12 protein-coding genes are annotated in these 11,826 nt (G+C 71.5%); 7 read left to right on the top strand and 5 right to left on the bottom strand.

The annotated features are described in order from the left end of the window. Positions 1-7 precede the first annotated feature (7 nt). Positions 8-664 carry a TetR/AcrR family transcriptional regulator gene (locus ACZ7LY_RS26110; protein WP_471627143.1) on the bottom strand — a complete coding sequence of 219 codons (657 nt, stop codon included), beginning with the start codon at positions 662-664 and terminating at the stop codon, positions 8-10. 63 nt (positions 665-727) lie between these two features. On the opposite strand from ACZ7LY_RS26110, the gene ACZ7LY_RS26105 reads away from it, so the two are divergent. From ACZ7LY_RS26105 to ACZ7LY_RS26095, 3 genes are all read left to right on the top strand, one after another. Continuing rightward, positions 728-1,879 carry an acyl-CoA dehydrogenase family protein gene (locus ACZ7LY_RS26105; RefSeq protein ID WP_471627142.1) on the top strand — a complete coding sequence of 384 codons (1,152 nt, stop codon included), beginning with the start codon at positions 728-730 and terminating at the stop codon, positions 1,877-1,879. A 68-nt stretch (positions 1,880-1,947) separates the two neighbouring features. After that, positions 1,948-2,238 (top strand): YiaA/YiaB family inner membrane protein, encoded by a 291-nt coding sequence (locus ACZ7LY_RS26100; protein ID WP_471627141.1) that lies wholly within the window; start codon positions 1,948-1,950, stop codon positions 2,236-2,238. Positions 2,239-2,370: 132 nt separating this feature from the next. After that, positions 2,371-2,997, top strand: coding sequence for a TetR/AcrR family transcriptional regulator (locus ACZ7LY_RS26095; RefSeq protein ID WP_471627140.1), 627 nt, complete (start codon positions 2,371-2,373; stop codon positions 2,995-2,997). A gap of 10 nt (positions 2,998-3,007) precedes the next feature. Here ACZ7LY_RS26095 and ACZ7LY_RS26090 read toward each other — a convergent pair whose 3' ends face one another. Then, positions 3,008-3,469, bottom strand: coding sequence for a MaoC family dehydratase (locus tag ACZ7LY_RS26090; protein ID WP_471627139.1), 462 nt, complete (start codon positions 3,467-3,469; stop codon positions 3,008-3,010). Between the two features lie 90 nt (positions 3,470-3,559). Between ACZ7LY_RS26090 and soxR the strand changes: the two genes are divergently transcribed. The 3 genes from soxR to ACZ7LY_RS26075 are packed head-to-tail and all read left to right on the top strand — an operon-like array spanning position 3,560 to position 4,951. Next, positions 3,560-4,033, top strand: coding sequence for a redox-sensitive transcriptional activator SoxR (soxR, locus tag ACZ7LY_RS26085; protein ID WP_471627138.1), 474 nt, complete (start codon positions 3,560-3,562; stop codon positions 4,031-4,033). Positions 4,034-4,091: 58 nt separating this feature from the next. Then, positions 4,092-4,526, top strand: coding sequence for a helix-turn-helix domain-containing protein (locus ACZ7LY_RS26080; protein ID WP_471627137.1), 435 nt, complete (start codon positions 4,092-4,094; stop codon positions 4,524-4,526). Then, positions 4,523-4,951, top strand: coding sequence for a DUF4180 domain-containing protein (locus ACZ7LY_RS26075; protein ID WP_471627136.1), 429 nt, complete (start codon positions 4,523-4,525; stop codon positions 4,949-4,951). The genes ACZ7LY_RS26080 and ACZ7LY_RS26075 overlap by 4 nt, the downstream gene beginning before the upstream one ends. 189 nt (positions 4,952-5,140) lie before the next feature. Here the strand turns inward: ACZ7LY_RS26075 and ACZ7LY_RS26070 are convergent, their stop codons facing one another. Beyond that, on the bottom strand, positions 5,141-5,743 hold the full coding sequence (locus ACZ7LY_RS26070; protein WP_471627135.1) for a hypothetical protein: 603 nt from the start codon (positions 5,741-5,743) through the stop codon (positions 5,141-5,143). A 266-nt stretch (positions 5,744-6,009) separates the two neighbouring features. On the opposite strand from ACZ7LY_RS26070, the gene ACZ7LY_RS26065 reads away from it, so the two are divergent. Further along, a complete protein-coding gene (locus ACZ7LY_RS26065) occupies positions 6,010-8,865 on the top strand; it encodes a penicillin acylase family protein (protein ID WP_471627134.1) in 2,856 nt (951 codons plus the stop codon). Positions 8,866-8,948: 83 nt separating this feature from the next. Here ACZ7LY_RS26065 and ACZ7LY_RS26060 read toward each other — a convergent pair whose 3' ends face one another. Next, on the bottom strand, positions 8,949-10,274 hold the full coding sequence (locus ACZ7LY_RS26060) for an MFS transporter (RefSeq protein WP_471627133.1): 1,326 nt from the start codon (positions 10,272-10,274) through the stop codon (positions 8,949-8,951). A gap of 128 nt (positions 10,275-10,402) precedes the next feature. Further along, on the bottom strand, positions 10,403-11,698 hold the full coding sequence (locus ACZ7LY_RS26055; RefSeq protein ID WP_471627132.1) for an exo-beta-N-acetylmuramidase NamZ family protein: 1,296 nt from the start codon (positions 11,696-11,698) through the stop codon (positions 10,403-10,405). Positions 11,699-11,826 lie beyond the last annotated feature (128 nt).

Here is an 11,826-nt window from a genome sequence, read left to right as displayed (position 1 = left end):
CGAACCGTCAGGCGGTCCCGGTGGCGGCGGGCAGGGCCGCGTACTGGAGCGCGAGTCCGTCGAGCAGGGCGGTCAGGCCCGTCTCGAACGCCCGGTCGTTGACGACCGTACCGCGCTCGGCCAGCAGGTGCGCCTGTCCGAGATGGGGGTAGTCGGCCGGGTCGTAGGCGTCCTCGTCGTCCACGAAGCCGCCCGCGAACGAGCCGATGGCGGACCCCATGACGTAGTACCGCATGAGCGCCCCGATGGACGTGGCCTGCGCCGGCGGCCAGCCCGCGTCCACCATCGCGCCGAACACCGCGTCCGCGAGCCGCAGTCCGGCGGGCCGCCGGCCCGGCCCCTGGGCCAGCACCGGGACGATGTTCGGATGCGCGCGCAGGGCCTCCCGGTAGGAGACGGCCCAGTCGCGCAGTGCCGTACGCCAGTCACGTGAGTCGCCGGGTTCGAACATCGACAAGTCGACCTGCGCGCTGACCGAGTCGGCGACGGCCTCCAGGATCTCGTCCTTGGTGGCGAAGTGGTTGTACAGCGAGGGCCCGCTGACACCCAGCTCGGCCGCGAGCCGCCGCGTGGACACGGCCGCGAGCCCCTCGGCGTCGACGAGAGCACGGGCCGCGCCGACGATGCGGTCGGTGCTCAGCAGGGGCTTGCGCGGTCGGGCCATGCGGCACATAGTAGGGCCGACAGCCGAAAACTAGCAGTGCTAATTTAAGTGTGGGAGCCGGCCATGGATCTGGAGCTGAGCGAGGAGCAGGAAGCCGTACGGCGGCTGGCCGCGGACTTCGTGGGCCGCGAGATCGCGCCGCACGTCGTGGCCTGGGACCGCGCGGAGGAAGTGGACCGCTCGCTCGTCAAGAAGCTCGGCGAGGTCGGCTTCCTCGGCCTGACCATCGACGAGGAGTACGGCGGCAGCGGCGGCGACCACCTCGCGTACTGCCTGGTCACCGAGGAGCTGGGGCGTGGCGACTCCTCGGTGCGCGGCATCGTCTCCGTCTCTCTCGGCCTGGTCGCCAAGACCGTCCAGGCGCACGGCAGCGAGGAGCAGAAGCGTGCCTGGCTGCCCCGGCTCACCTCGGGCGACGCCCTCGGCTGCTTCGGCCTGACCGAACCCGGCAACGGCTCGGACGCCGCGCACCTGACCACGCGCGCGGTCCGGGACGGCGACGAGTACGTCATCAACGGCACGAAGATGTTCATCACCAACGGCACCTGGGCCGACGTCGTCCTGCTGTTCGCCCGCTCCACCGACGCCCCCGGACACAAGGGCATCTCCGCGTTCCTCGTCCCCACCTCGACGCCGGGCCTGACCCGCAACACCGTCCACGGCAAGCTCGGCCTGCGCGGACAGGCCACGGCGGAACTGGTCCTCGAGGACGTCCGCGTGCCCGCCTCCGCGATGCTCGGCCCCGAGGGCAAGGGCTTCTCCATCGCCATGGGCGCGCTCGCCAAGGGTCGTATGTCGGTCGCGGCGGGCTGCGTCGGCATCGCGCAGGCGGCCCTGGACGCGGCCGTGGGCTACGCGGCCGAGCGCGAGCAGTTCGGCAAGCCCATCGCCTCGTACCAGCTCGTGCAGGAACTGATCAGCGACATCGCCGTGGACGTCGAGGCGGCCCGCCTGCTGACCTGGCGCGTCGCCGACCTCATCGACCGCGGCAAGGACTTCGCCACCGCGTCCTCGCAGGCCAAGCTGTACGCGTCCGAAGCCGCCGTGCGCTGCGCGAACAACGCCCTCCAGGTCTTCGGCGGCTACGGCTACATCGACGAGTACCCGGTCGGCAAGCTGCTGCGCGACGCCCGCGTCATGACGCTGTACGAGGGCACGAGCCAGATCCAGAAGCTCATCATCGGCCGCGCCCTGACCGGGGTGTCGGCGTTCTGAGCGACTGAGTACGCACCTAGGTAGCGGAGCGGATGTGACGGCGGCCACGCCCGCTCCATGCTGCTGCCATGAATGAGAACCCGGTCAAGCAGCAGTCCACGGCCGCCTTCTACGGCCAGGCCGTCGCCTCCTTCGCCGTCGCGCTCGCGGCGGTCGCCATCGGCGTCTACAGCCTCGACGTGAGCGGCTGGATCCGCGCCTTCCTCGCCATCTCGGTCCTGTACCTGACGACGTCCGCGTTCACCCTCGCCAAGATCATCCGGGACCGGCAGGAGGCCGGGCAGCTCGTCAGCCGGGTCGACCAGGCGCGCCTGGACAAGATCCTCGCGGAGCACGACCCGTTCAAGCCGGTCGCCTGACCCGTACCGCACGGCTGACTGCTTACCGCTCGCTGCTCCCCACTCACCGCGCCCGCGACAAGGCACGCTAAGCGGTCGCTCACCTCGGCGGGTATGGTGAGGCCACCGAGCCGAGAGGATGTGAGCGCAAGCATGACGCAGGACGGGCAGGACGCGGTCGACGAGATGCCGTGGTCCGAGGTCACCCCGGACGCGGCGCGCCGGCTGCTCGTCGCGGCCGTCGAGGCGTTCGCGGCGCGCGGCTACCACGCGACCACGACCCGCGACATCGCGAGCCGGGCCGGCATGAGCCCGGCCGCGCTCTACATCCACTACAAGACCAAGGAGGAGCTGCTCCTCCGGATCAGCCGCATCGGCCACGAGAAGGCGCTGGAGATCCTGCGCCGTGCCGTGGAGTCCGAGGGCACCGCGGCCGAGCGGCTCGCCGAGGCGGTCCGCTCGTTCGTCCGCTGGCACGCCGGCCACCACACCACCGCGCGCGTCGTCCAGTACGAGCTGGACTCGCTCGGCGAGGAGCACCGGCCCGGCATCGTGGCGCTGCGCCGGCAGAGCGACGCGGCGGTCCGCGAGATCATCGAGGACGGGGTGCGCTCGGGCGAGTTCGAGGTGCCCGACGTGCCGGGCACCACCCTCGCCGTGCTCTCCCTGTGCATCGACGTGGCCCGCTGGTTCACCGCGGAGGGGCGCCGCACCCCCGACGAGGTGGGCGCCCTCTACGCCGACCTCGTCCTGCGGATGGTCGGCGCGGTCGAGAGGTAGGGGCGGCGGCTCAGAGGTAGTAGCGGGAGACCGACTCGGCGACGCATACGGGCTTGTCGCCGCCCTCGCGCTCCACGGTGAACGCCACCGACACCTGGACGCCGCCGGGTACGTCGTCCACGTTCGTGATGACCGCCGTCGCCCGCAGGCGGGAGCCGACCGGCACGGGCGCGGGGAAACGGACCTTGTTCGTCCCGTAGTTGACGCCCATCTTCATGCCGTCCACGGTGATGAGCTGCGGCCCGAACAGCGGCAGCAGCGACAGCGTCAGATAGCCGTGGGCGATGGTCGTGCCGAAGGGACCGTCCTTCGCGCGCTCGGGGTCGACATGGATCCACTGGTGATCGCCGGTCGCCTCCGCGAACCGGTCGATGCGGGCCTGGTCGACCTCCACCCAGTCGCTGTACCCGAGCTGCTCGCCCACGGCGTTCCTCAGCTCGTCGACACCCTTGAAAACGCGCGGCTCCGCCATCTCCAGAGACCTCCCATCGGGTTGTCTAAGCGCTTGCTCAGACCGATCGCATGCTAACAACCCGCCGGTCACGGCACTAGGCTTCGGGGCGTGCCTCAGATCCCGGAGAAGATCCACGAACTCACCGTGGGCCAGTTGTCGGCGCGTAGCGGGGCGGCCGTCTCGGCACTGCACTTCTACGAGTCCAAGGGCCTGATCGCCAGCCGCCGCACCAGCGGCAACCAGCGCCGCTACAGCCGGGACACGCTGCGCCGCGTCGCCTTCATCCGTGCCGCCCAGCGAGTCGGCATCCCGCTCGCCACGATCCGCGGCGCGCTGGCCGAACTGCCCGAGGAGCGCACCCCCACCCGCGAGGACTGGGCCCGTCTGTCGGGGGCGTGGCGCTCGGAACTGGACGAGCGCATCAGCCAGTTGAGCCGCCTGCGCGACCATCTGACCGACTGCATCGGCTGCGGCTGCCTCTCCCTGGAGAACTGCGTCCTGTCCAACCCCGACGACGTCTTCGGCGACCGCCTCACAGGCTCCCGCCTACTCCCCGAACACAGAAACCCCCCGACCCCCTGACTGCACCCAAACTTCCCTTGAATTACCTCGCTCCGCCAGCGTGAGGTACCTTGAGGGAGTGGAGCAACGCTTCTACTCCCTCGAACAGGTCGCCGAACTGCTCGGCCTCCACGTCCGCACGGTCCGCGCCTACGTACGCGACGGCCGCCTGCGGGCCACCCAGGTCGGCCGCCGCTACCGCGTCACCCCCGCCGACCTGGAAGCCTTCACCGGCACGCCCGCCCCGGCGCCCGCCCCCGCGGGACGCCCGCACGCGGAGGCGTCCGTCATCGTGCAGATCGACGGCGTCGACCCCCAGGCGGCCATGCGCCTGGGCAACACCGTGGTGGCCGTCGCCAACAGCACGAGCGGCGACGGCTCCCGCGCCCGGCTGCGCGTGGAGACCTTCTACGACGAGGACCGCGCCGCGCTCAAACTCGTCGTGCTCGGCGGACTCGCCGAAGCCGCGGAACTGCTCAGGATCGTCGACACCCTGGTGGAGGACCCCCGATGACCGCGACCGACCCCCACGCGTCCACGCCCGACGCGACCACGCCCCACCCCGAAGCGGCGGGCGTACGCGACCTGGCGGGCGTGCCCGTCTTCTTCCCCGCGCCCGACGGCCCCCCGCTGGACAGCGAACGCGCCGCGCTCGACCTGATCGGGGACGCCGGCTACCAGGGCGCCGCCTGGGTCGCCGTCCCGGCCGCCCGCTGCGGCGACGACTTCTTCCGCCTGCGCACCCGCGTCGCCGGAGACGTCGCGCAGAAGTTCGCCAACTACCGCCTGGGCCTCGCCGTACTCGGCGACATCACCGCGCGGACCGCCACCAGCACGGCACTGCGCGACTTCGTACGGGAGAGCAACCGCGGCCGTCAGCTCTGGTTCCTGCCGGACGCCGCCGCACTGGAGACCCGCCTCGCCGACGCAGGCACCTGAGCGGCCCGCCCCTTGACCGGCCCGCCCCTTGGGCAGTCCGCCCTCTGGCCAGTCCGGCCCCTGACCGCGCCGCCTCCTGGGCGGTCCGACCTCTGACCGGTCCGCCCCCTGGGCAGTCCGCCCCCTGACCGGTCCGGCCTGCCCGCAGGGCCCGGGGGTGCGCCGCGTCCGGGCCGCACCCCCTCCGCGCTACGCCGAGACCAGCTGCCGCGCCCGCCGCGACTCCGCCAGCGCCTCGGGCGTCAGGACGGGCAGCGGTACGACGATGCCGCAGTGGGCGCAGACCGGCCCCGACGACGGCTCGTGCGCCAGATCGTGCTGCCAGACCAGGCCCCGGTCGCCGCACACCGGGCAGCAGTCGCCCGGCTCGCGCTCCAGCGCCGCGATCAGCCGCCGCAGCACCTCGGCCAGCGGCCCGCTCGGATGCACCGACGGATCGTCGCACCAGGCGACGCCGAAGCCGCCCCAGGTCAGCCGGTGCCAGTCGTCCACGCTGCCCGGCCGGCGCAGCCCGTCATGCTTCTCCCGGCGCCGCCGCTCGGCGAACTCCACCTCGTACGCGAGCCACACGGCCCGCGCCTCCTCCAGCTCCTCCAGGGCCGCGACGAGCCGCGCCGGGTCGGGGGAGCGGTCCTGCGGGCCGAACCCGGCCCGGGAGCACAGATGGTCCCAGGTCGCCCGGTGCCCGTAGGGAGCAAATCTCTCCAGGCACTTGCGCAGCGAGTAGCGCCGCAGTGCCAGATCGTTGCGCGGATCGCGCACCTGTCTTGCCAGACTCCGGAATCCAGCCATCGCCCTGCACCTCCGTCACACGTACGTCGGCGTCGCCGCGGTCGAGAAGCGACGTTGCCGAGTAGACGTATCGACACGCGAATCGGATCCCTCCGGGGGCCGGATCGTCCCGCCCGCCGCCGGGCGGGGGCCGCTGCCGTGCCCCCGGGGGCCGGGGAGTCGATGCGTGGTCCCTGTGGTGATCCTGAAAACGTGACGCATGTTCACCTTCTGCCCTGGGCTAACCGCCGGTAACGTCCGGCTCACCATCGTCGGGAGGAACAGGCATGCGACGACGCATCCCACGAACCACCCAGCACAGAAGCCTGTTGAGGAGAGCTACGGCCGCCGCGGCGCTCGTGCTCACCGCCGGGCTGCTCTCCCCGCTCTCGACGGCCTCGGCCGCCGACGAACCCGTACCGGTCATCGATTACTGCAAGGACCAGTGCGCGGACATCCTGCCGCCCGGAACGAACGGCAGCGCCACGCTTGCCGAGATCCTCGGCAACAAGCTGCTCGGTACGCAGCCCGCGCACGCCGATGATCAACTCGGTCCCTACGACGCGCTCTCCTCCGGGTATCCCGCTCTCACGGACGACACGCTCACGAATTTCTTCAACGACTCCTCCTTCGGCGTACCGGACGGTCAGGTCGGTTCCGTCACCCGCCCCCGCGACGATGTGACGATCACCCGTGACAAGAAGAACGGCGTACCCCACGTCAAAGGTTCCACGCGCTACGGAACAGAGTTCGGCGCCGGCTACGCCGCAGGTCAGGACCGCCTCTGGCTGATCGACCTGTTCCGGCACATCGGGCGCGGCGAGCTGACCTCCTTCGCCGGCGGCGCCCTCGCCAACCAGGGACTTGAACAGGAGTTCTGGCCGCAGGCCCCCTACACCGAGGACGATCTGCAGAAGCAGGTCGACTACATCAGGTCCAGCGGCGGCGAGCGCGGCAAGCAGGCCATGGACGACGCCCAGGCGTACATCGACGGCCTGAACGCCTACCGCGACAAGGCCAAGAAGGGCCGCTACTTCCCCGGCGAGTACGTCCTCACCGGCAAGATCGACGCCATCACCAACGCGGGCGAGATCCAGCCCTTCAAGGTGACCGACATGATCGCGCTGGCCTCCGTGGTCGGCGGCCTGTTCGGCAACGGCGGAGGGGGAGAGGTCGACGCGGCCCTCTCGCTGCTCAAGGCGCAGCAGAAGTACGGCGTCGAGAAGGGCACCGCGCTGTGGGAGTCCTTCCGCGGCCGCGACGACCCGGAGGCCGTCACGACGATCCACGACGGCACGTCCTTCCCGTACGGCACCAAGCCCGCGAAGGCGCGCGGCCAGGCGCTGCCGGACGCGGGCTCGGTCGCACGCGAACCGCTCGTGTACGACCGCACCGGCTCCGCCGCGACCGCCGCGAAGTCCGGCACGGTCGCCGAGGACCCGGTGAAGGCGCCGAAGAGGCTCAAGCCGCTCCAGGGCATGTACGACGACGGCGTGCTGCCCGCCGACCTGTTCCGCGACTCGGCGTCCAAGAAGGGCATGTCGAACGCGCTGCTCGTCTCCGGCAAGCGCACCGCGTCCGGCCACCCGGTCGCCGTGTTCGGCCCGCAGACCGGCTACTTCGCGCCGCAGTTGCTGATGATGCAGGAACTCCAGGGCCCCGGGATCAGCGCGCGCGGCGTCTCCTTCGCGGGCGTCGGCATGTACATCCAGCTCGGCCGGGGCCAGGACTACGCCTGGTCGGCGACCTCGGCGGGCCAGGACATCACCGACACCTACGCCGTCCGCCTGTGCGAGCAGGACGGCGGCAAGCCGACCCGCCAGTCCACCTCGTACGTCTACCGAGGTACCTGTACGCCGATGGAGAAGCTGGAGCGGACCAACTCCTGGAAGCCGACCGTGGCCGACTCCACCGCCGCCGGCTCCTACCGGATGCAGGTCTTCCGCACGAAATACGGCATCGTCACGCACCGCGCGACCGTCGACGGCGAGCCCGTCGCCTACACCGCGCTGCGCTCCACGTACCGCCACGAGGCCGACTCCATCATCGGCTTCCAGATGCTGAACGACCCGTCCTACGTGACGGACGCCGCGTCCTTCCAGAAGGCGGCCCAGCACATCAGCTACGCCTTCAACTGGTTCTACGCCGACTCACGCGACATCGCCTACTACAACAGCGGCGACAACCCCGTGCGCGCCGACGGCGTCGACATGGCGCTCCCGGTCAAGGCCGAACCCGCCTACGAGTGGAAGGACTTCGACCCGGCCGCCAACACCGCCGTCCTCACCCCGCCCGACCAGCATCCGCAGTCGGTGGACCAGGACTACTACATCTCCTGGAACAACAAGCAGGCCAAGGGCTTCACCTCCGCCAACTTCAGCCTGGGCGCCGTGCACCGCGCCGACCTGCTCGACGGCCGCGTCAAGAAGCTGACCGAGCAGGGCGGCGTCACCCGCGCCTCGCTCACCCAGGCCATGGAGGAGGCCGCCGTCACCGACCTGCGCGGCGAGCAGGTGCTGCCGGAACTGCTCCGCGTCATCCGCAGCAAGCCCGTGGACGACCCGCAACTGGCCAAGGCCGGGCAGCAGTTGGAGGCGTGGCGCAAGGCGGGCGCGCAGCGCAACCAGACGTCCGCCGGCTCGCACACGTACGCCCACCCGGACGCCGTGCGCCTGATGGACGCGTGGTGGCCCCGGCTGATCGAGGCGGAGTTCAAGCCCGGCCTCGGCGACGACCTGTACCAGTCGCTCACCGGGCAGCTCAGCGTCGACGAGTCGCCGTCCGCCGGACACGGGCCCACCGGATCGCACGCCGGGTCGGCGTTCCAGTACGGCTGGTGGGGCTACGCCGACAAGGACCTGCGGTCCGTCCTCGGCGACGACGTGAAGGGTCCGCTCGGCGCTGAGTTCTGCGGCGGCGGCGACCTGTCCGCATGCCGGGACGCGCTGCTCACCACGCTCGGCCAGGCCGCCGCCGAACCGGCCACGAAGGTCTATCCCGGCGACGATCTGTGCAAGGCGGGCGACCAGTGGTGCGCGGACACCATCAACCAGCGCGCGCTCGGCGGCATCACCCACCGCACGATCCAGTGGCAGAACCGCCCGACGTACCAGCAGGTCGTGGAGTTCCCGGCCCACCGGTGACCCCGCGTATCGGCCGGCCGGCCTCCGGCTGACCTACGGCTGACAGGGTGGCCCCCGGCGTTCCCGCGCCGGGGGCCACCCTGTCAGCCGAGTTCGCGCTCGCGGGTCTCCGGCAGCGCCAGCACGCACAGCAGCGAGACGACCGCCATCGCGCTCACGTACCACCCCACCGACGACGAGCCGAACGCGCCCTGGAGCCGGGTCGCCACCAGCGGCGCCACCGCCCCGCCGAGCACTCCGCCCAGGTTGTACGCGAAGGACGCGCCGGAGTAGCGCACGCGCGCCCCGAACAGCTCGGGCAGATACGCGCCCATCGGGCCGTACACCACGCCCATGCAGAACAGGGCGCCGCCGAGCGCGAGCGCGATGAGCACGGGCCGCCCGGTGTCCATCAGCGGGAACAGGACCAGGCCCCACACCACCGCGAGCGCGGACCCGGCCAGCACCGAGCGGCGCCGCCCGCCCGCGTCCGAGCGCGTCGCCGCCAGCCAGGTCCCGGCCGCGAGGAAGAGGCACGCCACCAGCGACACCGCGAGCATCGTGCCGCGCGGCACACCGAGCGTGGCGGTCCCGTAGGCGAGGCAGTACGTGGTCGCCGTGTAGAACAGGCCGTACGCGACGACCATGCCGCCCGCGCCGAGCAGGATCTCCTTCGGATGGCGCCGCAGCACATCCAACGCCGGTGCCCTGGAAGCCTCCTGATCGGCCATCACCCGCGCGAACACGGGCGTCTCGCTGATCTTCAGCCGGACGAACAGGCCGACCGCCACCAGCAGGAACGACAGCAGGAACGGCACGCGCCAGCCCCAGGAGCGGAACGCCGCGTCCGACAGCGTCTCCGACAGCAGCCAGAAGATGCCGGTCGCCGCGAAGAAGCCCACGGAAGGCCCGAGTTGGGGGAACGCGGCGAACAGGCCCCGCTTGCCGCGCGGCGCGTGCTCCACCGCGAGCAGCGCGGCCCCGCCCCACTCGCCGCCGAGCCCGACGCCCTGGAGGAAGCGCAGCAGCACGAGCAGGACCGGCGCCCACACTCCGAGCGTGCCGTACCCGGGCAGCAGCCCGACGCACGCCGTGGACAGGCCCATCAGGAGCAGCGACGCCACCAGCACCGACTTGCGGCCGATCCGGTCGCCGAAGTGCCCGAAGACCAGCGAGCCGATCGGCCGGGCCGCGAACGCGACGGCGTACGTGGAGAAGGAGGCGAGGGTCGCGTTGAGTGAGGACAGATTCGGGAAGAACGCCTTGTTCAGCACGAGCGCGGCGGCCGTGCCGTACACGTAGAAGTCGTAGAACTCGATGGCGGTGCCGATGAAGCTGGCGACCGCGACGCGGCGCAGGCTCTCCGGACGGGACGTCGTGGGGGAGCCGGACGGGACCGCGTCCTGCCTGGTGGAGTCGTCTTTGAGCACGTCTGGCACTGTCGCGGTCGGTGCATTGTGCAGTCAATCCCCGAGACGGGTCGTCCCGGGGTGTGAGACGGGGGAGCGTGCGCCGTTCGCGCTCCCCCGAGAGCCGCGTCCCCGTGCGGGGGCGGCGCCTACTTGTACGTCAGATAGCGCGCCCTGACCCGGCGGAACGCGGCGAGTTCGTCCTGCCAGCCCGCGACCACCTCGGCGGTGGAGGCGCCCGCGTCGATCATCGTGCGCACCCGCGTGGAGCCCGTCAGCTTGTCGATCCAGTTGTCGGAGCGCCAGGTGAAGTCCTTCCACACCGCCTTCGCCGTCACCAGCAGGCCGACGCCCGTGCGTACCGGGTCGAAGGCGTCCCGGTCGTGCACATGGATCTGCACGCCGCCGACCGTCTTGCCCTGGAACTTCGAGAACGTCGGCGCGAAGTACGCCTCCCTGAAGTGCACGCCGGGCAGGGCCAGTTCGTTCGCCGCGTCCGCCCAGCGCGCGTCGACGCCCTCGGCGCCGAGGAGTTCGAAGGGGCGGGTCGTGCCGCGCCCCTCGGACAGGTTCGTGCCCTCGAACATGCAGGTGCCCGCGTACACCAACGCCGTGTCGGGCGTGGGCATGTTGGGGCTCGGCGGCACCCACGGCAGGTTCGACGCGTCGTAGAAGTCGCGCCGCCGCCAGCCGGTCATGCCGACCGTCGTCAGCTCCACCGGCTTCGCCAGATACTCCCCGTTGAACAGGCGGGCCAGCTCCGTCACCGTCATCCCGTGCGCCTGCGCGATCTCCCGGCGGCCCACGAACGTGGCGAACTCCTTGTGCAGCACGGGCCCGTACGCGCCCCGGCCCGTCATCGGGTTCGGCCGTTCGAGCACGACGAACCGCTTCCCCGCGAGCCGCGCCGCCTCCATGCAGTCGTACAGCGTCCAGATGTACGTGTAGAAGCGCGCGCCCACGTCCTGGATGTCGAAGACGATCGTGTCCACGCCCGAGGCCGTGAAGATGTCGGCCAGCGCCTGACCACTCTTCAGATACGTGTCGTAGACGGGGAGTCTGGTCGCCGGGTCGTCGTAGCGGCCCTCCGAGCCGCCCGCCTGCGCGGTGCCCCGGAAGCCGTGCTCCGGCCCGAACACCGCCTTCAGGTCCACGCGCGCGTCCGCGTGCATGACGTCCACGATGTGCCGCACCTCGCGCGTGACGCCCGTCGGGTTGGTCACCACGCCGACCTTCTGGCCGTCCAGCAGCGCGTACCCGTCCGCCGCGAGCCGCTCGAAACCGGTGCGCAGCCGCCCGCCGGGCGCGCCCTCCGCGCCGGCCGCCCCCGGGACGCCGGCCGCCCCCGGCGCGCCGTCCGCCGCTCCCGCCGTGCCCGCGCCCGCGCTCAGCGCGCCCGCCACGCCCGCGCCGGCCACGAGCAGCTTCCGTCTCGACACGTTCATCCAGGTACCTCCGTGATCATCGGAACTGGCATGGCCATGCACGTTAGCCCGCGTTCCCGCGCCGGGGAACGCACCGCGCGTGGATCTTCACGCGGGGGCGCGGGCCGACCCCTTCCCCGGCTCCATAC

Source organism: Streptomyces sp. NPDC107550 (genome assembly GCF_055639095.1).
Note: the sequence above shows the minus strand (reverse complement) of the source record. Positions and strands in the feature narration are given on the sequence as shown.

Coding starts and splice junctions, on each gene's coding strand:
- ACZ7LY_RS26110 (WP_471627143.1), bottom strand. CDS start 664: ATGGCCCGACCGCGCAAGCCCCTGCTGAGCACCGACCGCATCGTCGGC.
- ACZ7LY_RS26105 (WP_471627142.1), top strand. CDS start 728: ATGGATCTGGAGCTGAGCGAGGAGCAGGAAGCCGTACGGCGGCTGGCC.
- ACZ7LY_RS26100 (WP_471627141.1), top strand. CDS start 1,948: ATGAATGAGAACCCGGTCAAGCAGCAGTCCACGGCCGCCTTCTACGGC.
- ACZ7LY_RS26095 (WP_471627140.1), top strand. CDS start 2,371: ATGACGCAGGACGGGCAGGACGCGGTCGACGAGATGCCGTGGTCCGAG.
- ACZ7LY_RS26090 (WP_471627139.1), bottom strand. CDS start 3,469: ATGGCGGAGCCGCGCGTTTTCAAGGGTGTCGACGAGCTGAGGAACGCC.
- ACZ7LY_RS26075 (WP_471627136.1), top strand. CDS start 4,523: ATGACCGCGACCGACCCCCACGCGTCCACGCCCGACGCGACCACGCCC.
- ACZ7LY_RS26070 (WP_471627135.1), bottom strand. CDS start 5,743: ATGGCTGGATTCCGGAGTCTGGCAAGACAGGTGCGCGATCCGCGCAAC.
- ACZ7LY_RS26065 (WP_471627134.1), top strand. CDS start 6,010: ATGCGACGACGCATCCCACGAACCACCCAGCACAGAAGCCTGTTGAGG.
- ACZ7LY_RS26055 (WP_471627132.1), bottom strand. CDS start 11,698: ATGAACGTGTCGAGACGGAAGCTGCTCGTGGCCGGCGCGGGCGTGGCG.